Source organism: Bacteroides acidifaciens, from assembly GCF_903181435.1.
GTDB lineage: Bacteria > Bacteroidota > Bacteroidia > Bacteroidales > Bacteroidaceae > Bacteroides.
Map to the genome: position 1 here is coordinate 2,833,929 of NZ_CAEUHO010000001.1, position 23,030 is coordinate 2,856,958.

Here is a 23,030-nt window from a genome sequence, read left to right on the forward strand (position 1 = left end):
CTGCTCCAACAATAATATGCGCTGATGGGAAAAGAATAAATACTTTTCTCATCAGCGCATTTTTTCCCCTATCATCATATTCTTTGTACTACATAAAATTGGCTCATGCATTCACTGATTTGAATTTAAATGCTACATAGTGAAAAAAATATCTATCATGCCATCATTCATTTCTATATTGCACTAATTATCAGAACAATAAGTATGATAGATGTATTTCTAAAAAGGCATCTATCATACTATACCATCAAAAACAAGGTATCTCTCATCAATAAAATAGCCGAATAAAGGTTGGACAGGCGTAAGATAGTTTATTTTTGTTGCAATGAATCCGTATAAATCCGACCATCATGGCTTAATAATCCCACTTGAATGGCGATAAGTTTATAGCCCACATTTGTGTGACGAACAACCTCCATACGTGGGCTGTATGGTTTACAGATGCGGGCTGTACAGCCTACATATATAGGCTATAAAAAGATTACCGTTTCCAATGGATTATTAAACTGCCAAATACAAATTATCATCCTATAAAGTGGATATCCTTGTAGTTTCATATGAGTATTTTTCCCTGATACTACACAAAAACGGATGCAGTATGGATATGATAGATACCCGTTTTTTGTTACGAAAGTATGATAGATACTTGTTTGGAAAACCATCTATCATACTTATTTCACTGACAATTAGTTTGATATAAAATTAAATGATAGTATGATAGATATTTTTTCATTATGTTGTATTTGAGTTCAAATTGTACAATTATCATTCAGCTCATTTCTGCGCCGTTTTGAACTTTTTGGGTAAGGTTACCTCGTTATTCTTCTTAATTTCATATGTATATTCCAACGTTTTCATATAACTTTGCGGGCAAAAAATATAAAATGACTATACATAAGCTTCGTGTATTACCCTTATTTTTGCTGATTACAGGACTTGCAACACTCACTTCCGGTTGCAAAAAGAAAGATATGTCGCTAAAACTGAACGAGCCCCGCAATATCCGTGGCGTAATCAGTTACAAACGTTCTTTCCCAGATTTGAATGACGCACATCTAGAAGTAGCCAAAAAGATTGGTATCCGTCCGCTAGCCGACCGTGACGCTGCGGAAGCTATGAAAGGGAAGCTCACGCATATTACCGATAATAACTTTTATACCGTGGATTCGCTGACACATTCCATTCCCTATCTCGTTCCTCGTGCTAGTGCATTGCTCGATACGATTGGTTCCAACTTCCTCGATTCACTGACTGCCAAAGGCCTGAATCCTAATCAAGTAATCGTCACTTCGGTGTTACGTACGGAAAATGACGTGAAACGTCTCCGCCGCCGGAACGGAAATGCTTCCGCAAACTCCGCCCATTGCTTCGGAGCCACTTTCGATGTCAGTTGGAAGCGCTTCAAGAAGGTAGAAGACGAAGACGGGCGTCCCTTGCAGGATGTAAGCCCGGATACTCTGAAACTCGTTCTGTCTGAGGTTTTAAGGGACTTACGGAAAGCGGAGAAATGCTATATTAAATATGAGCTGAAGCAAGGATGTTTCCATATCACTGCCCGATAATCGGAAGATGAGTATAAAATGCAATAAAATTCATCCCCAAACAATCAGAGAATCCAAAACGTTTCATTAAATTTGCAGAAATTTTTCTTTAATACGATTGAATGATAGAGAAAGCAATTGTTCTTGAGGATGTTGATCCTGTTATTTTTTACGGTGTAAACAACGCCAACATACAGTTAATTAAAGCTTTATATCCGAAGCTGCGTATCGTTGCCCGTGGCAATGTCATCAAAGTGCTGGGCGACGAGGAAGAAATGTGCGCCTTCGAAGAAAACATCACCAAGATTGAAAAGTACTGCGCCGAATATAATTCACTGAAAGAAGAGGTTATCATCGACATTATAAAAGGGAATACCCCGCAAACGGAACAGAGCGGAAACGTAATAGTGTTCAGCGTCACGGGAAAGCCTATCATCCCCCGAAGTGAAAACCAGTTGAAACTGGTAGAAGGATTCGCAAAGAACGATATGGTGTTCGCTATCGGTCCCGCAGGTTCAGGAAAGACATATACCGCTATCGCCCTTGCCGTACGTGCACTGAAAAACAAGGAAATCAAGAAGATTATCCTCAGCCGCCCAGCCGTAGAAGCCGGAGAAAAACTCGGTTTCCTGCCCGGAGACATGAAAGACAAAATCGACCCGTACCTGCAACCCTTGTACGATGCCCTTCAAGATATGATACCTGCTGCCAAGTTAAAGGAATACATGGAATTGAACATTATACAGATTGCCCCGTTAGCCTTTATGCGCGGACGCACGCTGAATGATGCAGTCGTAATTCTTGACGAAGCGCAGAATACTACCACACAGCAAATTAAAATGTTCCTCACCCGTATGGGTATGAACACCAAAATGATTGTGACGGGAGATATGACGCAGATTGACCTTCCCGCTTCGCAAACTTCGGGACTGGTGCAGGCTATCCGAATCCTGAAAGGGGTGAAAGGCATTAGTTTTGTTGAGTTAAACAAGAAAGACATTGTGCGCCATAAGTTGGTGGAACGCATCGTGGATGCTTATGAGAAATTCGACAAAGAAGCGAAAGCCGAACGGGAGAAACGGAAAAACGAGCAACTAGTTCTTAACGGCGAACGTCCAGTGAAACTGGCAAAAGAATAATCGTCTTTAGGTTCGGAATTCCTGTGTCGACTTATGATTTGGAACTTATAATTTGTAATTATAGATAAAACAATGAAAGCATTAACAAAAACAGATTTCAACTTTCCGGGACAGAAAAGCGTGTACCACGGAAAAGTGCGCGATGTGTACAACATCAACGGCGAAAAACTCGTCATGGTAGCAACCGACCGTATTTCGGCCTTTGACGTGGTACTGCCTGAAGGTATTCCTTACAAAGGACAAATGCTGAACCAGATTGCAGCTAAATTCCTCGATGCCACTACTGACATCTGTCCGAACTGGAAATTGGCTACTCCGGACCCAATGGTTACTGTCGGTGTATTGTGCGAAGGCTTTCCGGTAGAAATGATTGTACGCGGTTACCTGTGCGGTAGTGCATGGCGTGCTTACAAAAGCGGTGTACGCGAGATTTGCGGTGTGAAGTTGCCGGACGGAATGCGTGAAAACGAGAAATTCCCCGAACCCATCATAACTCCGACTACCAAAGCCGAAATGGGACTGCACGATGAAGACATCTCTAAAGAAGAAATCCTGAAACAAGGTTTGGCTACTCCCGAAGAGTATGAAGTACTTGAAAAATATACGCTGGCTCTCTTCAAACGTGGTACTGAAATCGCTGCTGAACGCGGATTGATTCTTGTTGATACCAAATATGAATTCGGCAAGCACAACGGTACTATCTACTTGATGGACGAAATCCACACTCCTGACTCCAGCCGTTATTTCTACTCGGAAGGTTATCAGGAACGTTTCGAAAAAGGCGAACCGCAGAAGCAGCTTTCTAAGGAATTTGTTCGCGAATGGTTGATGGAAAACGGCTTCCAGGGCAAGGACGGCCAGAAAGTACCTGAAATGACCCCGGCTATTGTACAGAGCATCAGCGAACGTTACATCGAACTGTTCGAAAATATCACCGGCGAGAAATTTGTGAAAGAAGATACCAGCAACATCGCTGAACGTATCGAAAAGAACGTAATGAATTTCTTGACTAAATAAGAATGGACTACCCACAACAACATATCAAGCCTTACGACGAGGAAGGAAAAAAGACCGAGCAGGTAGAGCGCATGTTCGACAATATCGCGCATGCTTATGACAAACTGAATCATACCTTATCTTTAGGTATCGACCGCAGTTGGCGTCGTAAAGCCATTGCCTGGCTGCGTCCTTTCCAACCGCAACGTATGATGGACGTGGCTACCGGCACAGGGGATTTTGCTATCCTTGCCTGCCGCAAACTGCAACCTGCCGAGTTAATCGGTACGGACATCTCGGAAGGTATGATGAATGTGGGACGTGAAAAAGTAAAGAAGGAAGGACTCTCGGACAAAATCTCTTTTGCCCGGGAGGACTGTACTTCACTCTCTTTTGCCGACAATGACTTTGACGCCATTACCGTAGCATTCGGCATCCGCAACTTCGAAGACCTCGACAAAGGGCTCTCCGAAATGTGCCGGGTACTGAAACCGGGGGGACATCTCGTGATTCTAGAGCTCACCACCCCCGACCGTTTCCCGATGAAACAATTGTTTTCCGTCTACTCTAAAGTCGTCATCCCATTGCTGGGCAAGCTTCTCTCCAAAGACAACAGTGCCTACCGCTATCTGCCGGACACCATCAAGGTATTTCCACAAGGGGAAGTCATGAAAGGGGTCATCTCACGAGCCGGATTCAGTGAAGTTAATTTCCGGCGGCTGACATTTGGTATCTGTACTCTTTATACCGCGACAAAATAGTGAGTTTTTATGATTGATTAATTTAATCCTTTCGTATTATGGAAAAATATGGTTTAATCGGCTACCCTTTGAGACATTCATTTTCTATCGGATACTTTAACGAGAAATTTAAATCCGAAGGCATCAATGCGGAATATGTGAATTTTGAGATTCCCCAAATCAACGATTTCATGGAAGTGATTGAAGAGAATCCCAATCTGCGCGGTCTTAACGTCACTATCCCTTACAAGGAGCAAGTTATTCCTTTTTTGAGCGAGCTAGACCCTGATACTGCAAAAATCGGTGCAGTGAATGTAATCAAAATTATCCGTCAGCCGAAAGGAAAGGTGAAGTTGATAGGCTATAATTCTGATATTATCGGATTTACCCAATCCATACAACCATTATTGCAACCCCATCACAAAAAGGCTTTAATTCTGGGTACCGGTGGAGCGTCCAAGGCTGTTTACCACGGTCTTAAAAATTTGGGAATTGAAAGTGTATTCGTATCGCGCACTCACAGAGCAGACGGCATGCTGACCTACGAGGAACTAAGCCCTGAAATCATGGCAGAATATACGGTAATTGTAAACTGCACTCCTGTAGGAATGTTTCCCAAGGTCGATTTCTGTCCTAATATCCCTTATGAGTTGGTTACTCCAAACCATTTGCTCTACGATTTGTTATATAATCCAAATATCACCCTTTTCATGAAAAAGGGAGAAGCACAGGGTGCCGTTGTAAAAAACGGTCTTGAAATGTTGCTTCTTCAGGCATTTGCCGCCTGGGAAATCTGGCACAAATAAATTCTCTCCTACCCCTTTTTCAAGACGAGAGAGTAAAAAAGGTTAAAGGTATCATATGAAGAGGAAAGTAGTCTATAGCATTATTATCATTATGCTGATAATGACCGGTTGCACTATCGGAGGAAGTTTCTATATGTTAAACTTCTCGCTGACGCCAGATGCGAAAATATTGTCTAAAGATGCTGACTCTTATCCTTTTATGTACAAGAACTATCCATTTCTGCGTTCGTGGGTGGATAGTTTGCGACAAGTTGATGCGCTGAAAGATACCTTCATCATCAATCCGCATGGTATACAACTTCATGCTTACTATGTCGCTGCTCCCGAACCGACCAACAAAACAGCAGTTATTGTTCACGGATACACGGACAATGCCATTCGTATGTTTATGATTGGCTACTTGTACAACCGTGATTTAGGCTTTAATATTTTGCTTCCTGAGCTTCAGCACCAAGGAGAAAGTGAAGGTCGTGCCATTCAGATGGGTTGGAAAGACCGCTTGGATGTGTTGCAGTGGATGAATATTGCCAATGAAATTTTCGGAGACAGTACGCAAATGGTAGTGCATGGCATTTCGATGGGCGGTGCAACTACGATGATGGTATCCGGTGAGCAACAGCAACCTTTTGTAAAATGCTTCGTGGAAGATTGCGGTTATACCAGTGTATGGGATGAATTTTCCCACGAATTGAAGTCATCTTTCGGACTTCCGCCTTTCCCGCTAATGTACACCACAAGCTGGCTATGCGAAAAGAAATACGGTTGGAAGTTCAAAGAGGCTTCTTCACTGAAACAGGTGGCGAAGTGCGAACTGCCAATGATGTTTATTCACGGAGACAAGGATACATACGTCCCGACATGGATGGTATATCCGCTTTATGAAGCGAAACCGGAGCCAAAGGAACTTTGGATTGTGCCGGGTGCCGCCCATGCCGTTTCATACCAAGAGAACAAGCAGGAATACACCGATAAAATCCGTGAATTCGTCGGGCGATACATTCATTAAAACTGTTATGAAATCAATATTTACATTTATACTCTTCACTTTTCTACTGATTCCTTTGCAGGCTCAAGAGAAAGTATATACGGTAGACAATCTTCCGAAAGTTCACTTACAAAACAAGATGCAGTATGTTTGTAACCCTGCGGGGATACTTTCACAAGCATCTTGCGACAGTATAGATGCCATGCTTTATGCTTTGGAACAGCAAACAGGCATTGAAACTGTAGTTGCCGTAGTCCCTTCTATCGGAGAGGAGGATTGCTTCGATTTCTGCCACCAATTACTCAACAAATGGGGCGTAGGGAAGAAAGATAAAAATAACGGTCTGGTTATTTTGCTGGTTACCGACCAGCGTTGTATCCAGTTTTACACCGGCTATGGTCTGGAAGGCGTTCTTCCCGATGCTATCTGCAAGCGAATTCAAACCAAATATATGATTCCCTATTTGAAAAACGGAAATTGGGATGCAGGGATGGTAGCAGGTTTGAAAGCGACTTGCCAACGGCTTGACGGTTCTATGGAAAATGATTCCCTTTCCGATTCAAGTGACGGCAGTTCGTTTGATTTTATTCTCGCTGTCTTCTTCTTTGCTCTGATTGGCGGAGGCATTGCTTTCTTTGCTGCACGCAAACAAAGCCGTTGTCCGAAATGCGGAAAGCATACATTACAAAGAAGTAGCAGTAGGATGGTATCCCGGATTAACGGTGTGAAAACCGAAGATGTCACTTACACTTGTAGAAACTGCGGGCATACTCTCGTACGTCGCCAGCAAAGTTACGAGAATGACTATCATCATCGCGGTGGTAGCGGAGGACCATTCATTGGCGGCATGGGCGGTGGAAGTTTCGGCGGAAGCGGCGGAGGCTTTAGCGGAGGCAGCTTCGGCGGCGGAATGGGTGGCGGAGGCGGTGCCGGTTCACGGTTCTAAAAATAAAACTCAAAAATCAGATTATCAATATCAATAAAAACAATAAACATGAAAAAGTCAATTATCATCATTTTAGCCGTTGTAGCTATCCTTGTCTTTTGGGCAATCAGCGTATATAACGGTCTGGTTACTATGGAGGAGAACGTAAGCGGCCAGTGGGCAAATGTGGAAACGCAATACCAACGCCGTGCCGACTTAATTCCAAACCTGGTAAATACAGTGAAAGGGTACGCAACACATGAAAAAGAGACATTGGAAGGAGTAGTTGCCGCACGCAGCCAGGCAACCCAGATAAAAGTGGATGCCGCTGACCTGACGCCGGAAAAACTTGCTCAGTATCAAAAAGCACAAGGAGCAGTAACTTCCGCATTAGGAAAATTATTAGCTATCACAGAAAATTATCCTGACTTGAAAGCTAATCAGAACTTCCTTGAATTACAAGCACAATTGGAAGGGACTGAGAACCGCATCAATGTGGCACGCAAGAACTTTAACGACGCCGCCCAAGCCTACAATACCAATATCCGCCGTTTCCCAAAGAACATCTTTGCAGGAATGTTCGGTTTCGATAAGAAAGCATATTTTGAAGCAGAAGAAGGCAGTGAAAAAGCACCTAAAGTAGAGTTCTAAGAAAAAAGTGCCGAAAAGATTTTGCCGCTGACTAATAAAGTTTCCGTATCTCATTAGACACGAAAACTTTATTAGTCAGCGGCATTTCTATTAAGATAGTTGGCTGTACGAAAAAAAAGCAGTACTTTTGCAGCCGTATACAAAATAATTCTATAACTCATGAGTAATCAACGATACATGATGCGTGGAGTAAGCGCATCAAAAGAAGATGTGCACAACGCCATCAAGAACATCGACAAAGGAATTTTCCCGAAAGCATTCTGCAAAATTATTCCCGATATATTGGGAGGTGACCCGGAATATTGCAACATCATGCATGCCGACGGTGCCGGAACCAAATCTTCTCTTGCTTATATGTACTGGAAAGAGACAGGAGACCTGTCTGTATGGAAAGGAATCGCTCAGGATGCCTTGATTATGAATATCGATGACTTGCTTTGTGTAGGTGCCGTAGATAATATCCTCGTCTCTTCAACTATCGGACGCAACAAGTTATTAATCCCGGGAGAAGTTATCTCCGCCATCATCAACGGAACAGACGAACTACTTGCCGAACTCCGTGAAATGGGCGTAGGCGTATATGCAACTGGTGGCGAGACTGCTGATGTCGGCGACTTGGTTCGCACTATCATTGTAGATTCTACCGTAACTTGCCGTATGAAACGTTCGGATGTTATCGATAATGCCAACATCCGTCCGGGCGACGTAATCGTCGGTCTTGCTTCTTACGGACAGGCTACTTATGAAAAAGAATATAACGGCGGCATGGGCAGCAACGGTCTGACAAGTGCACGCCATGATGTATTCGGCAAATACCTTGCTGAAAAATATCCGGAAAGCTATGACGCGGCAGTTCCCGAAGAACTGGTTTACTCAGGAAATCTGAAACTGACAGACAGTGTAGAAGGTTCTCCGATTGATGCAGGCAAGTTAGTGCTCTCTCCTACCCGTACCTATGCACCGGTAGTAAAGAAATTACTGGATGCATTACGCCCCGAAATTCACGGAATGGTTCACTGTTCCGGTGGTGCACAGACCAAAGTGCTGCACTTTGTTGAAAACGTCCGTGTTGTAAAAGACAATCTTTTCCCTGTTCCCCCATTGTTCAAAACTATCCAGGAACAAAGCGGCACCGACTGGGCCGAAATGTACAAGGTATTCAATATGGGACACCGTCTTGAAGTTTACCTGTCACCGGACCATGCGGAAGAAGTTATCGCTATTTCCGAGTCATTCGGTATCCCGGCACAGATAGTAGGACGCGTTGAAGAATGTGACAATACAGAGTTAATCATAAAGAGCGAGTTCGGAGAATTCAGATATTAAGGAATGGCAGACAACAGTACCATATTAGAGAAACTGGACGGACTTGTAGCCCGTTTTGAAGAAATATCAACCCTTATCACCGACCCGGCAGTAATTGCCGACCAAAAGCGCTATGTCAAGCTGACTAAGGAATATAAGGAACTGGATGACTTGATGAAAGCCCGCAAGGAATATATCCAATTGCTGGGTAACATTGAGGAAGCCAAGAGTATCCTTGCCAGTGAGTCGGATGCCGAAATGCGTGAAATGGCTAAAGAAGAAATGGATAACAGCCAGGAACGCCTTCCGGTATTGGAAGAAGAAATCAAACTGATGCTTGTTCCCGCCGACCCGCAGGACAGCAAAAATGCGATTCTTGAAATCCGTGGCGGTGCAGGTGGTGACGAGGCAGCCATCTTTGCCGGTGACCTCTTCCGTATGTATGCCAAATTCTGCGAAACAAAAGGCTGGAAGATGGAAGTCTCCAATGCAAACGAAGGAACGGCAGGCGGATTCAAGGAAATAGTTTGCAGCGTCACAGGTGACAATGTTTACGGAATCCTGAAATATGAATCGGGCGTACACCGCGTACAACGTGTTCCCGCCACAGAAACCCAGGGACGTGTACATACTTCGGCAGCTTCGGTAGCCGTACTTCCCGAAGCGGAAGAATTCGACGTAGTCATCAATGAAGGCGAAATAAAATGGGATACTTTCCGAAGCGGCGGTGCCGGCGGACAGAATGTTAATAAGGTAGAATCAGGAGTACGCCTGCGCTATATCTGGAAGAACCCGAATACAGGCATTGCCGAAGAAATCCTGATTGAATGTACCGAAACACGCGACCAGCCGAAAAATAAAGAACGAGCATTAGCACGTCTCCGTACTTTTATCTACGACAAAGAACATCAGAAATATATCGACGACATTGCTTCCAAACGCAAGACAATGGTATCGACCGGCGACCGTTCGGCTAAAATCCGTACATACAATTATCCGCAAGGACGTATCACCGACCACCGCATCAACTACACGATTTACAATCTGGCAGCTTTCATGGACGGAGATATCCAGGATTGTATAGACCACCTGATTGTGGCTGAAAACGCGGAACGACTGAAAGAAAGCGAACTCTAAAACATTATTATAAAGATGGATAAGCAACAATTATTTGAAAACATAAAACGCAAGAAATCATTCCTTTGCGTAGGACTTGATACCGACATCAAGAAAATTCCGGAACATCTGTTGAAAGAAGAAGACCCAATCTTCGCATTCAACAAAGCAATCATCGACGCGACAGCTGATTTGTGTATCGCCTATAAGCCCAATCTGGCTTTCTACGAAAGCATGGGAGTAAAAGGATGGATTGCATTTGAAAAGACGGTAAAATACATCAAGGATAATTATCCCGACCAATTCATCATTGCCGACGCAAAGCGTGGAGATATCGGAAACACTTCCGCTATGTATGCCCGTACTTTCTTCGAAGAACTTGATATCGACTCTGTCACAGTAGCTCCTTATATGGGCGAAGACAGCGTTACTCCTTTCCTTACTTATGAAGGCAAATGGGTTATCCTGCTCGCACTGACTTCCAACAAGGGTTCGCATGACTTCCAGTTGACAGAAGATGTGAACGGAGAACGTTTGTTTGAAAAAGTACTGCGCAAATCACAAGAATGGGCAGGCGATGACCGCATGATGTATGTGGTAGGCGCAACTCAAGGACGTGCTTTCGAGGATATCCGCAAGATTGTCCCCAATCATTTCCTGCTTGTTCCCGGTGTCGGCGCACAAGGTGGCTCACTAGAAGAAGTTTGCAAATACGGTATGAACAGTACCTGCGGATTGATTGTCAACTCATCCCGTGGTATCATCTATGTGGATAAAACCGAGAAATTTGCGGAAGCTGCCCGCATAGCCGCACAAGAAGTACAGGCACAAATGGCTGAACAGTTGAAAAAAGTGATTAACGATTAGTACTATGCAGCATATTGCGCACAGCCACTAATCACTAATCACCAACCACTAAACCGTTAATAAAGTGCCTTACGAAAGAAAGATAATCAATGACCCGGTCTTCGGGTTCATCAATATACCGAAGGGGTTGCTGTACGATATAGTACGGCATCCCCTTTTGCAGCGTCTTACCCGCATCAAACAGGTAGGACTCTCATCCGTGGTATATCCTGGCGCTCAACACACGCGCTTCCAACACTCCTTGGGAGCTTTCTACCTGATGAGCGAAGCCATCACGCAACTGGCATCGAAAGGAAACTTCATCTTTGACAGTGAAGCGGAAGCCGTACAGGCTGCCATCCTGCTACATGACATCGGTCACGGCCCTTTCTCCCATGTCCTGGAAGACACCATTGTAAAAGGAATCCCTCACGAAGAGATTTCCCTTATGCTGATGGAACGGATGAACAAGGAGATGAACGGCCAACTCAGCCTTGCCATTCAAATCTTCAAGGACGAGTATCCGAAACGCTTCCTGCACCAGCTTGTCAGCGGCCAGTTGGATATGGACAGGCTCGATTATCTTCGTCGTGACAGTTTCTATACGGGAGTTACGGAAGGAAACATCGGCTCGGCACGAATCATCAAGATGCTCGACGTGGCAGACGACCGTCTTGTCATCGAATCCAAAGGGATTTACTCTATCGAGAATTTCCTCACGGCACGTCGCCTGATGTATTGGCAGGTATATCTGCACAAGACTTCGGTAGCCTACGAAAAGATGCTTATCAGTACCCTTTTGCGTGCCAAAGAACTGGCTTCGCAGGGGGTGGAACTGTTCGCATCGCCCGCATTGCGCTTTTTCCTTTACAAAGACATTACTCCTGAGGAGTTCCACAACAATCCCGACTGCCTGGAGAATTTCGTCCAACTGGATGATAACGATATATGGACAGCCTTGAAAGTATGGAGCACCCATACAGATAAGATTCTTTCTACTTTAAGCATGGGAATGATTAACCGAAATATCTTTAAAGTGGAAATTTCGTCGGAACCGATTAGTGAAGACAGAAAAAAAGAATTAACTTTGCAAATCAGCCAGCAACTAGGCATAACACTTTCCGAAGCGAACTATTTTGTTTCTACCCCCAGCATCGAAAAGAATATGTATGACCCGGCAGACGACAGTATTGACATTATCTACAAAGACGGCACTATCAAAAATATTGCCGAAGCATCGGACATGTTGAACATCTCGTTATTGTCCAAAAAGGTAAAAAAATACTATCTCTGCTACCAGAGATTACATAGGTAAGTATAAAATATTCATGCAATAACACGGAAATCTGAAAAAAAAGTCCGTTATTTGTGAACTAATTAAATTTTAAATTAAAGACATGGAGTTCTCGGCTAAGCAAATTGCAGCATTTATCCAAGGGGAAATCATTGGAGACGAAAACGCTACGGTACACACATTCGCTAAAATAGAAGAGGGAATGCCCGGAGCTATTTCTTTCCTGTCAAATCCCAAATATACACCTTATATCTACGAGACACAATCAAGCATTGTCCTGGTTAATAAAGACTTCACTCCTGAGCACGAAATCAAAACAACCCTTATCAAAGTAGACAATGCATACGAAAGTCTGGCGAAACTGCTCAATCTTTACGAGATGAGCAAACCCAAGAAACAAGGTATCGACTCATTAGCATTTGTTGCCCCCAGTGCCAAGATTGGTGAGAACGTATATATAGGTGCTTTTGCCTACATTGGCGAAAACGCTGTGATTGGAGATAATACTCAAATTTACCCACATACTTTCGTTGGAGACGGTGTGAAAATAGGCAACAATTGCCTGCTTTACTCGAATGTAAACGTTTATCATGATTGCCGTATAGGGAATGAATGTATCCTGCACTCAGGTGCGGTAATCGGAGCCGACGGATTCGGCTTTGCTCCTACCCCGGACGGATACGACAAGATTCCACAAATCGGAATCGTTATTCTGGAAGATAAAGTAGATATAGGCGCCAATACCTGTGTAGACCGTGCTACAATGGGAGCTACCATCATACATAGCGGTGCCAAAATAGATAATTTGGTGCAGATAGCCCATAATGACGAAGTGGGTTCCCATACCGTAATGGCTGCGCAAGTAGGCATTGCCGGTTCTACAAAAATAGGAGAATGGTGTATGTTCGGCGGGCAAGTAGGTATAGCCGGACATTCAAAAATAGGCGATAAAGTAGGTTTGGGCGCACAATCCGGTGTACCCGGAGATATCAAATCGGGCAGCCAGCTTATCGGAACTCCTCCTATGGACCCTAAACAATATTTCAAGGCATCTGTTGTACAGAGGAGCCTGCCGGATATGCAGAAAGAACTGCGTAACCTGCGCAAAGAAATCGAAGAATTAAAACAACTATTAAATAAGTAAATAAGTAACCAATGCTGAAACAAAAAACGCTGAAAGATAGCTTTTCACTGAGCGGGAAAGGTCTTCACACTGGACTTGACCTCACTGTTACATTTAATCCTGCTCCGGACAATCATGGATATAAAATCCAGCGTATTGACGTAGAAGGACAACCAACTATCGATGCAGTAGCCGACAACGTGATAGAAACCACCCGTGGTACTGTGTTGTCGAAGAATGGAGTCAAAGTAAGCACCGTTGAACATGGTATGGCAGCCCTTTACGCATTGGGCATCGACAACTGCCTCATCCAGGTAAACGGTCCGGAGTTTCCGATTTTAGATGGTAGTGCACAATATTATGTACAAGAGATAGAACGTGTAGGAACAGTAGAACAAAATGCTGTCAAAGACTTTTATATCATCAAGTCAAAGATTGAATTCCGGGACGAATCAACCGGTTCTTCTATCATTGTATTACCAGACGAAAACTTTAGTCTGAATGTACTGGTTTCTTACGATTCAACCATTATCCCGAACCAGTTTGCTACACTTGAAGATATGCATAATTTCAAAGACGAAGTGGCTGCCAGCCGTACATTCGTCTTTGTTCGCGAAATAGAGCCGCTTCTCTCCGCGGGATTAATCAAGGGGGGGGACTTGGACAATGCAATCGTAATCTACGAACGCAAGATGTCTCAGGAAAGCTTCGACCAGTTGGCAGACGTCATGGGAGTTCCCCACATGGATGCCAACGAATTAGGTTATATCAACCACAAGCCATTGGTCTGGCCGAACGAATGTGCCCGCCACAAACTTCTAGACGTTATCGGTGACCTTGCTTTAATCGGTAAACCGATTAAAGGACGCATCATCGCTACCCGTCCGGGACACACCATCAACAATAAATTTGCCCGCCAGATGCGGAAAGAAATCCGTCTGCACGAAATACAGGCTCCAAGCTATGACTGCAACCGTGAGCCGGTAATGGATGTAAACCGTATCCGCGAACTGTTGCCGCACCGCTATCCTTTCCAACTGGTAGATAAAGTGATTGAAATCGGAGCCAACTATATTGTAGGTGTCAAGAATATCACTGCCAACGAGCCTTTCTTCCAGGGACACTTCCCGCAAGAACCCGTTATGCCGGGTGTGCTTCAGATAGAAGCGATGGCGCAAGTCGGCGGTTTGCTTGTTCTCAACTCTGTTGACGAACCGGAACGTTACTCTACTTATTTCATGAAGATAGACGGTGTGAAGTTCCGCCAAAAAGTAGTGCCGGGAGATACGCTGATATTCCGCGTGGAATTATTAGCACCTATCCGTCGTGGTATCTCCACTATGAAAGGTTACGCATTCGTTGGAGAAAAAGTAGTTTGCGAAGCAGAATTCATGGCACAAATAGTAAAAAACAAGTAATCAACAATTGGAAATTCAAATGATAAGTCCTTTAGCGTATGTTCATCCTGAAGCTAAAATCGGGGAAAATGTAGAAATTGCGCCTTTTGTATTCATAGATAAAAACGTGGTTATCGGCGACAACAATAAAATTATGGCTAATGCCAATATTTTATATGGCTCACGTATCGGTAATGGAAATACTATTTTTCCGGGTGCCGTTATCGGTGCTATTCCGCAAGACCTGAAATTTCGCGGAGAAGAATCGACAGCCGAAATCGGAGATAACAACCTGATTCGCGAAAACGTGACTATTAACCGTGGCACGGCGGCTAAAGGGCGCACGATTGTGGGAAATAACAACTTATTAATGGAAGGTGTGCATGTGGCACATGACGCATTAGTCGGAAATGGATGTATTATCGGAAATTCTACCAAGATGGCAGGCGAAATCGTTATTGACGATAACGCAATAGTCAGTGCCAATGTCCTGATGCATCAATTTTGCCATGTAGGAAGCCATGTAATGATTCAGGGCGGATGCCGTTTCAGCAAGGATATTCCTCCTTATATCATTGCAGGACGCGAGCCAATCGCTTTCAGTGGAATCAACATTATCGGCTTGCGCCGTCGTGGTTTTGCCAATGAAGTAATTGAAAACATTCACAATGCTTATCGTATCATTTACCAAAGCGGACTGAATACGACAGAAGCATTAAAGAAAATTGAAGATGAATTCGAAAAGAGTCCTGAAATCGACTACATCATCGACTTCATCCGCAACTCAGAACGTGGTATAATTAAATAAACACTTCAAAATAGTCATATTATGATATACAGATTTACTATCATATCTGATGAAGTTGATGATTTTGTCAGAGAAATACAAATTGACCCGGAAGCAACTTTTTTCGACTTCCATGAGACAATACTGAAATCAGTCGGGTACGCAAACGACCAGATGACTTCTTTCTTTATCTGCGATGATGATTGGGAAAAAGAAAAGGAAGTGACTTTGGAAGAAATGGACGACAACCCGGAAATGGATAGCTGGGTAATGAAAGAAACTCCTATCAACGAATTGGTAGAAGATGAAAAGCAAAAACTGCTGTATGTATTCGATTACATGACAGAGCGTTGTTTCTTCATCGAGCTATCTGAAATCATTACTGGAAAGGAAATGAAAGGCGCCAAATGCACCAAGAAATCAGGGGAAGCTCCCAAACAAACGGTCGACTTTGAAGAAATGGCTGCTGTCGGCGGCTCTCTCGATTTGGACGAAAACTTCTATGGAGACCAGGATTTCGATATGGAAGACTTCGACCAGGAAGGATTCGATATTGGTGGCGACGCAGGCGGGTCATTCGAAGAAGATAAATTTTAATTTAACGATTAATAGTTAGTGATTAATGATTAACGCAGTGCAGATATTCGTATTGCATTAATCATTAATCACTCATCATTAATCACTAATCATTTAAGTCCATTGCCTACTCTCATTGTTCTTATAGGGCCTACCGGCGTAGGGAAAACCGAATTGAGTCTACGGATAGCAGAGAATTTCCAGACAAGCATTGTATCTGCTGATTCGCGGCAACTTTATGCCGAATTAAAAATAGGTACAGCGGCGCCTACTCCCGAACAACTGGCACGTGTACCCCATCACTTAGTCGGCACGCTCCATCTTACTGATTATTACAGTGCCGCCCAATACGAAGCGGAAGCACTGGAAATCCTTGAAAAGTTATTTATCGAACATGAAGTCGTCGTTCTTACCGGCGGCTCAATGATGTATGTAGACGCTATCTGCAAAGGGATTGACGACATTCCTACCGTTGATGCGGAAACCCGTCAACTCATGTTGCAAAAATATGAGGAAGAAGGACTTGAACAACTCTGTGCCGAACTCCGCTTATTAGACCCGGAATATTATCGCATTGTAGATTTAAAGAACCCCAAGCGAGTGATTCATGCGCTGGAAATCTGCTATATGACGGGACGCACTTACACTTCTTTCCGCACACAACAAAAGAAAGAACGCCCATTCCGTATTATCAAAGTAGGACTAACCCGCGACAGGGAAGAACTTTACGACCGTATCAACCGCCGCGTAGACATGATGATGGAAGAAGGACTTCTAGAAGAAGTACGTTCCGTACTTCCTTACCGCCATTTGAATTCACTCAATACAGTAGGCTATAAAGAGCTATTCAAGTATCTGGATGGAGAATGGGAACTCCCTTTTGCCATCGAAAAGATAAAGCAGAATTCCCGTATTTATTCACGCAAGCAGATGACCTGGTTCAAGCGGGATGAGGAGATACGCTGGTTCCATCCGGAACAAGAAACGGAGATACTTGCGTACCTCCGTCGGGCTTTACAATAACCATTGATTCTACTTTAATAAAAAAGCCACATTACCTCTATTTATTAGGAATAATCGTTATTGAATCGGCTTTTAATGTAATCGTATCTTTAGAAGATTTCCCGACAACAATCACTTTATTCTGACGAATCTGATATTCTTCATCTGTAAGCATGTCTATAAGAATCACCCCACTTTTACCTTTATCCCCATATATTGCCTGAGCCGATTTATCCTTTAACACAGATATACTCCTTATACGATCCGGAGAGATTTTGGACAGAGGGTCTTCTCCTAAAACTTCTTTACCATCAATAATAACAAGTGGGTCTCCACCATTAGCTGAACGGAAGTGAACTCCCCAATTCTTTGTATTCCCATTAAGTGCATCTAACTTCTTGCTCACATCGGGTTTTAAAACAACTTTCGTCGACTGAAATTTTTCTTCCGAATACAATTGTATATCCATCACTCCCCCTTTTCCCCGTTCTCCATAATTTTTCATTGCGTCTTTAGCATCCGCAACAGATATGCTTTTTATACGTTTCGGGTCCAATGCATTGACTACCGTCATATCTGATTCCTTTCCATTGATAATAATCAATGGTGTTTCTTTTGGACTAGTCTTAGTCATAGACACAGACATCCCATTTCTCTTAAATCTAAAAAGAGAATCTTTTTCTTCCTTGCGATACCCCGCCACTACCACAACATCAGTCTTTGTTGTATCAACAGGAGCTTTAACATCATTTTCTTCAGTTTTCGTTTCAACAGTTTCCGCCAAATCATTAACTTTGACTGCTGAAATCTCTTCTACTTTTTCAGAGACTTCAGGACGGGCAAAAGCAGTTACTGCAATAGCTGCCAACGGAAGTACATACAAGTACTTCAAACGTGCCCACGGATTTGATTTTTCTTTTAACATCATAGTGATACGTTTTTTAAGTTTACTGTGATTAAAGCTGTTGGCCATAGAGTAGAGCCTTGTGCCAACGGCTTTTTTTATTAATAATAGTTGATATTCCTTCGCGTTTACTCCTTCATTAATAACCGTCTCGTCGGCTTCGTATTCATGGATATTCTGTAATTCCTGTTTGAGCAACCATGCACCGGGATTGAACCATTGGAAGAAAATACAAATATCCGCCAATAATAAATCTATGGAATGACGATGACGGATATGTGCCGCCTCGTGAATCAGAATTTCCCGCCCGTTCTCTTTCTGGTCTTTCTGGCTGATAACGATATACTTCATCCAACTGAACGGAGCTATCTCCTGCTCATGAACGACAAGCGTAATCCCGTTCTCTAATTTTTCCCGTTTACCGGAATGTATTAATCTGAAAAGACAGAATAAAGAATATAGATTACGGCATGCAAGGAGTATTATGCCAGCCAAATAGACAAACAGTACAATTTCTATCCAAGAAAAAGAAGCAGTTTCATTCACCGCCACTCCAGCCGCATCAACAGCGGTAGATTCCATTTCTGCCATCATCAACAACTGCTCGATGGTAAGCACCGTCTGTTGCACTTCAACCTGGTGATTCGTTGTTACTTCGATAAAAGGGATGAGTAGTGACAGGAATAGCACTCCCAATAAAGCAACACGATTAAAGCGATGAAAAGTCTCCTTGCTAAGTAATAACCGGAACAACAGGTAAAACAAAACAAGGCAGACGGATGATTTTAATATATAAATAAAGAATGCTCCCATAGTATAGATTGGCATTTTATTAATTGGTGTTTATTAAAATAGTGTCCATAGTGTTCCTTGATTAGTCTTTCTTGTCTGCCTTCTCCACTTCCTGAATCAGTTGTTTCAACTCATCCAAAGAAATATCTTCTTCTTTGACTAAAGAAGAGACAGCGCTTAAATAAGAATTATTAAAATACTTGCTAATCACATTCCGAAGCGTTCCCTTACGAAAATCTTCTTCGCTGACCACAGGATAATATTGATAGGTATTACCAAACGTATAGTGAGCCAGGAAACCTTTGTCTTCCAACCCACGCACGATAGTAGATAATGTATTGAAATGTGGCTTCGGTTCTTCATAGAAAACCAACATTTCTTTCACGAACAATGGACCTTTTTCCCAAAAAAAGCCCATGATTTCTTCCTCTTTTGCTGTTAATCCTTTCATACTTGCAACATTATTTGCTGCAAATAACGAAAAGTTTTAGTTCATAAACTAATTTTTCTAGTTAAAGTAAACTAAAGCTTATAGTTTACCCGCATAACTTATCAACAATGAAGTTGCCGATAAAGAACAAATCCCCCATAAAAACAATACTGAACACTAGAAAAGTAAAGCAAGTACTCCAGCGGACACCGCCTTCCTCTTCACCAAGTTTGATACGAAGCAGGGAACTATACAGGCAATCGCCCGCAATGAACAGTACAAATAGACTCGGTATCAAGTCACCCCATGACACCAGCCAAAGATTATCCCCCTTCCCCAACAGGAAGGTCAGCGCCACTGCCAACAAGAAAACAGAAGCATACTGCAAGTCTTTCCTCTTTGAATTCATAGTGGTAATATTTAAAGCCCTTTTCACAAAGATATTGAATCCCACCCAATAATCCTTATCAAAACCGCATAAAAATCCATCAGGTTTTGTTGAATCTAAGTTTATTGTTACTTTTGCATGTACGAATAAAAACCAAAACTGAATTATAAAAGCAATAATAAAAGCAGATGAAAAAAATCAGCATCACTTTATTACTCTGCCTTATCTGCCTGACCGGAATGGCACAAGGACAAAAGGCACTTGATTTAAAAGATATTACTTCCGGACGCTTCCGCCCGCAAAACATTCAGGGAGTCATCCCCACACCCGATGGTGAACACTACACACAGATGAACGCCGAAGGCACGCAAATCATCAAATACTCTTTCAAGACAGGTGAAAAGGTAGAGGTTATCTTCGACGTGAACACTGCACGCGAATGTGACTTCAAGAACTTCGACAGTTACCAGTTCTCACCCGATGGTCAGAAACTACTGATTGCCACCAAGACGACTCCGATTTACCGGCATTCCTATACAGCTGTACATTATATCTACCCTTTGAAACGAAATGATAAGGGCGTTACGACAAACAACATTATTGAACGGCTGTCTGACGGCGGACCCCAACAGGTCCCCGTCTTTTCTCCGGACGGAACAATGATTGCTTTTGTCCGTGACAACAATATTTTTCTTGTGAAACTGCTTTATGGCAACAGTGAAAGCCAGGTAACGGAAGACGGCAAACAGAATTCTATCATCAACGGTATCCCGGACTGGGTGTACGAAGAAGAATTCAGTTTCAACCGCGCTTTGGAATTCAGTGCTGACAATACACAGATTGCCTTTATCCGGTTCGATGAATCGGCGGTTCCTTCTTACACGTTCCCGGTATTTGCCGGTCAAGCCCCCCGTATCAATGCCCTCAAAGATTATCCGGGAGAATATACGTATAAGTATCCGAAAGCCGGTTATCCGAACTCTAAAGTAGAAGTACGCACGTATGATATCAAATCACACGTCACCCGTACGATGAAACTTCCGCTGGACGCGGACGGATATATTCCCCGCATCCGTTTTACCAAAGATGCCAGTAAGCTGGCTATCATGACACTGAACCGTCATCAAGACCGTTTCGACCTTTACTTTGCCGACCCTCGTTCTACACTCTGCAAACTGGTATTGCGTGACGAGTCTCCTTATTATATTAAAGAGAACACTTTCGATAACATCGAATTTTATCCCGAATACTTCAGCCTGCTCAGTGAACGTGATGGTTACAGCCACCTCTATTGGTATAGCATGGGAGGCAACCTCATTAAAAAGGTGACAAACGGAAAGTTTGAAGTAAAAGACTTCCTGGGATATGACGAGGAAGACGGTTCTTTCTATTACACCAGCAATGAAGAAAGCCCGTTGCGCAAAGCCGTCTACAAGACAGACAAGAAAGGGAAAAAAAACAAACTCTCCCAGCAGGTAGGAACAAACACTCCGCTGTTCAGCAAATCAATGAAGTATTATATGAACAAGTTCACCAACCTGAACACTCCTATGGTGGTGACCTTGAACGATAATTCGGGTAAGACACTCAAGACATTGATTACAAATGACCAGTTGAAACAGACCCTATCAGGATATGCAGTACCGCAGAAAGAATTCTTCACTTTCCAAACCACGGACGGCGTAACACTGAACGGATGGATGATGAAACCTGTAGATTTCTCCGCATCGAAGAAATATCCGGTACTGATGTATCAATACAGCGGCCCAGGTTCTCAACAAGTACTGGACACTTGGGGCATCAGTTGGGAAACATACATGGCAAGCCGCGGATTCATTGTTGTATGCGTGGACGGTCGCGGAACAGGCGGCCGAGGAGAGGCTTTTGAAAAGTGCACCTACTTGAAAATCGGAGTGAAAGAAGCTAGAGACCAGGTGGAAACAGCTCTTTACCTCGGCAAACAACCTTACGTGGACAAAGACCGCATCGGTATTTGGGGATGGAGCTACGGCGGATACATGACTCTGATGAGCATGAGCGAAGGAACTCCTGTATTCAAGGCAGGGGTGGCCGTTGCCGCACCGACCGACTGGCGTTTCTACGACACGGTTTATACGGAACGCTTCATGCGCACACCGAAAGAAAATGCCGAAGGCTATAAAGCGTCCTCCGCTTTCACCCGTGCCGACAAACTGCATGGCAACCTATTGCTTGTGCATGGTATGGCAGATGACAATGTACACTTCCAGAACTGCACCGAGTATGCAGAACACTTAGTCCAACTCGGAAAGCAATTCGATATGCAGGTATATACCAACCGTAATCATGGAATATACGGTGGCAATACCCGCCAACACTTGTACACACGCTTGACTAACTTCTTCTTGAACAATTTGTAATGGCGGATAGAGTACGTAAGCCCGAATGGCTGAAAATTAATATCGGTGCCAATGAACGGTACACCGAAACAAAACGGATAGTCGACTCCCACTGCCTGCATACCATATGCAGCAGCGGGCGTTGCCCTAATATGGGAGAATGCTGGGGGAAAGGCACTGCCACCTTCATGATTGGCGGTGACATATGCACCCGCAGTTGTAAATTCTGTAATACGCAGACCGGACGCCCGCATCCGCTGGATACGAATGAGCCGACCCGTGTAGCAGAGTCCATCGCTTTAATGAAACTTGACCATGCAGTCATCACTTCCGTCGACCGGGACGACCTTCCCGATTTGGGAGCGGATCATTGGGCACGCACCATCCGTGAAATAAAACGCCTGAATCCTCAGACTACCATCGAAGTGCTGATACCCGATTTTCAAGGTAAAACGGAACTGGTAGACCTCGTGATAGACGCTTGTCCCGACATCATTTCACATAATATGGAAACTGTGCGCCGTATCAGTCCGCTGGTGCGCAGCGCAGCCAATTATGATACAAGCCTGCAAGTCATCGGACATATCTCTTCCAAAGGAGTCAAATCCAAAAGTGGCATCATGGTCGGCCTGGGCGAAACTCCCGAAGAAGTGGAAATATTAATGGATGATTTATTAGTAGTCGGCTGCCAGATTCTTACTATAGGACAATATCTGCAACCCAGTCATCGCCATTATCCCGTTGCAGAATATGTGACTCCACAACAATTCGCAAAATACAAGACCATCGGTTTAGAAAAAGGATTTAACATCGTAGAGAGTGCTCCCCTTGTTCGTTCATCCTACCATGCAGAGAAACATATCCGTTAGCAAACAAAACACAGATACTATTTGTTTTATTAGTAAAACC

The 23,030-nt window shown here is 43.5% G+C and carries 22 protein-coding genes; 19 read left to right on the top strand and 3 right to left on the bottom strand.

Annotated elements, in window-relative coordinates:
* Positions 1-884 precede the first annotated feature (884 nt).
* The 17 genes from CLIN57ABFB40_RS11920 (at position 885) to miaA (ending at position 17,250) form a co-directional block, all read left to right on the top strand.
* Positions 885-1,562 (top strand): DUF5715 family protein, encoded by a 678-nt coding sequence (locus CLIN57ABFB40_RS11920; RefSeq protein WP_175630246.1) that lies wholly within the window; start codon positions 885-887, stop codon positions 1,560-1,562.
* Between the two features lie 101 nt (positions 1,563-1,663).
* A complete protein-coding gene (locus CLIN57ABFB40_RS11925) occupies positions 1,664-2,680 on the top strand; it encodes a PhoH family protein (RefSeq protein WP_175630247.1) in 1,017 nt (338 codons plus the stop codon).
* Positions 2,681-2,752: 72 nt separating this feature from the next.
* Positions 2,753-3,697: a phosphoribosylaminoimidazolesuccinocarboxamide synthase gene (locus CLIN57ABFB40_RS11930; protein WP_175630248.1), complete on the top strand. Its 945-nt coding sequence runs from the start codon at positions 2,753-2,755 to the stop codon at positions 3,695-3,697.
* 2 nt (positions 3,698-3,699) lie between these two features.
* Positions 3,700-4,437 (top strand): bifunctional demethylmenaquinone methyltransferase/2-methoxy-6-polyprenyl-1,4-benzoquinol methylase UbiE, encoded by a 738-nt coding sequence (gene ubiE / locus CLIN57ABFB40_RS11935; protein WP_167962701.1) that lies wholly within the window; start codon positions 3,700-3,702, stop codon positions 4,435-4,437.
* A 38-nt stretch (positions 4,438-4,475) separates the two neighbouring features.
* Positions 4,476-5,222 (top strand): shikimate dehydrogenase family protein, encoded by a 747-nt coding sequence (locus CLIN57ABFB40_RS11940; protein WP_175630249.1) that lies wholly within the window; start codon positions 4,476-4,478, stop codon positions 5,220-5,222.
* Between the two features lie 55 nt (positions 5,223-5,277).
* The gene (locus tag CLIN57ABFB40_RS11945) at positions 5,278-6,228 is read left to right on the top strand and encodes an alpha/beta hydrolase (RefSeq protein ID WP_175630250.1); all 951 of its coding nucleotides are present in this window, start codon (positions 5,278-5,280) and stop codon (positions 6,226-6,228) included.
* Positions 6,229-6,235: 7 nt separating this feature from the next.
* Positions 6,236-7,153, top strand: coding sequence for a TPM domain-containing protein (locus CLIN57ABFB40_RS11950; RefSeq protein ID WP_175630251.1), 918 nt, complete (start codon positions 6,236-6,238; stop codon positions 7,151-7,153).
* Between the two features lie 48 nt (positions 7,154-7,201).
* Positions 7,202-7,783, top strand: a complete 582-nt coding sequence (locus CLIN57ABFB40_RS11955; protein ID WP_175630252.1) for a LemA family protein — start codon at positions 7,202-7,204, stop codon at positions 7,781-7,783.
* 159 nt (positions 7,784-7,942) lie between these two features.
* Positions 7,943-9,109: an AIR synthase-related protein gene (locus tag CLIN57ABFB40_RS11960; RefSeq protein ID WP_175630253.1), complete on the top strand. Its 1,167-nt coding sequence runs from the start codon at positions 7,943-7,945 to the stop codon at positions 9,107-9,109.
* A gap of 3 nt (positions 9,110-9,112) precedes the next feature.
* Positions 9,113-10,225 carry a peptide chain release factor 1 gene (prfA, locus tag CLIN57ABFB40_RS11965; RefSeq protein WP_121765219.1) on the top strand — a complete coding sequence of 371 codons (1,113 nt, stop codon included), beginning with the start codon at positions 9,113-9,115 and terminating at the stop codon, positions 10,223-10,225.
* A gap of 15 nt (positions 10,226-10,240) precedes the next feature.
* Positions 10,241-11,071: an orotidine-5'-phosphate decarboxylase gene (pyrF, locus tag CLIN57ABFB40_RS11970; protein ID WP_175630254.1), complete on the top strand. Its 831-nt coding sequence runs from the start codon at positions 10,241-10,243 to the stop codon at positions 11,069-11,071.
* A gap of 64 nt (positions 11,072-11,135) precedes the next feature.
* Positions 11,136-12,365: an HD domain-containing protein gene (locus CLIN57ABFB40_RS11975; protein WP_175630255.1), complete on the top strand. Its 1,230-nt coding sequence runs from the start codon at positions 11,136-11,138 to the stop codon at positions 12,363-12,365.
* A gap of 82 nt (positions 12,366-12,447) precedes the next feature.
* A complete protein-coding gene (gene lpxD / locus CLIN57ABFB40_RS11980; protein ID WP_175630256.1) occupies positions 12,448-13,488 on the top strand; it encodes a UDP-3-O-(3-hydroxymyristoyl)glucosamine N-acyltransferase in 1,041 nt (346 codons plus the stop codon).
* Between the two features lie 11 nt (positions 13,489-13,499).
* Positions 13,500-14,885 (top strand): bifunctional UDP-3-O-[3-hydroxymyristoyl] N-acetylglucosamine deacetylase/3-hydroxyacyl-ACP dehydratase, encoded by a 1,386-nt coding sequence (locus CLIN57ABFB40_RS11985; protein WP_175630257.1) that lies wholly within the window; start codon positions 13,500-13,502, stop codon positions 14,883-14,885.
* 19 nt (positions 14,886-14,904) lie between these two features.
* Positions 14,905-15,672 carry an acyl-ACP--UDP-N-acetylglucosamine O-acyltransferase gene (gene lpxA / locus CLIN57ABFB40_RS11990; protein WP_175630258.1) on the top strand — a complete coding sequence of 256 codons (768 nt, stop codon included), beginning with the start codon at positions 14,905-14,907 and terminating at the stop codon, positions 15,670-15,672.
* Between the two features lie 21 nt (positions 15,673-15,693).
* Positions 15,694-16,248 carry an IS1096 element passenger TnpR family protein gene (locus tag CLIN57ABFB40_RS11995; protein WP_175630259.1) on the top strand — a complete coding sequence of 185 codons (555 nt, stop codon included), beginning with the start codon at positions 15,694-15,696 and terminating at the stop codon, positions 16,246-16,248.
* Positions 16,249-16,350: 102 nt separating this feature from the next.
* Positions 16,351-17,250: a tRNA (adenosine(37)-N6)-dimethylallyltransferase MiaA gene (gene miaA, locus CLIN57ABFB40_RS12000; RefSeq protein WP_175630260.1), complete on the top strand. Its 900-nt coding sequence runs from the start codon at positions 16,351-16,353 to the stop codon at positions 17,248-17,250.
* A 37-nt stretch (positions 17,251-17,287) separates the two neighbouring features.
* On the opposite strand, the gene CLIN57ABFB40_RS12005 is transcribed toward miaA, so the two are convergent.
* From CLIN57ABFB40_RS12005 to CLIN57ABFB40_RS12015, 3 genes are all read right to left on the bottom strand, one after another.
* Entirely contained in the window at positions 17,288-18,946 is a 1,659-nt protein-coding gene (locus tag CLIN57ABFB40_RS12005; protein ID WP_175630380.1) for a M56 family metallopeptidase, read from the bottom strand.
* A 61-nt stretch (positions 18,947-19,007) separates the two neighbouring features.
* Positions 19,008-19,376: a BlaI/MecI/CopY family transcriptional regulator gene (locus tag CLIN57ABFB40_RS12010; RefSeq protein WP_175630261.1), complete on the bottom strand. Its 369-nt coding sequence runs from the start codon at positions 19,374-19,376 to the stop codon at positions 19,008-19,010.
* Between the two features lie 85 nt (positions 19,377-19,461).
* A complete protein-coding gene (locus CLIN57ABFB40_RS12015) occupies positions 19,462-19,764 on the bottom strand; it encodes a hypothetical protein (RefSeq protein WP_175630262.1) in 303 nt (100 codons plus the stop codon).
* A 167-nt stretch (positions 19,765-19,931) separates the two neighbouring features.
* On the opposite strand from CLIN57ABFB40_RS12015, the gene CLIN57ABFB40_RS12020 reads away from it, so the two are divergent.
* A complete protein-coding gene (locus CLIN57ABFB40_RS12020) occupies positions 19,932-22,142 on the top strand; it encodes a S9 family peptidase (protein WP_175630263.1) in 2,211 nt (736 codons plus the stop codon).
* Positions 22,142-22,990, top strand: coding sequence for a lipoyl synthase (gene lipA, locus CLIN57ABFB40_RS12025; RefSeq protein ID WP_175630264.1), 849 nt, complete (start codon positions 22,142-22,144; stop codon positions 22,988-22,990). Before CLIN57ABFB40_RS12020 ends, lipA begins: the two co-directional genes overlap by 1 nt.
* Positions 22,991-23,030: the final 40 nt, after the last annotated feature.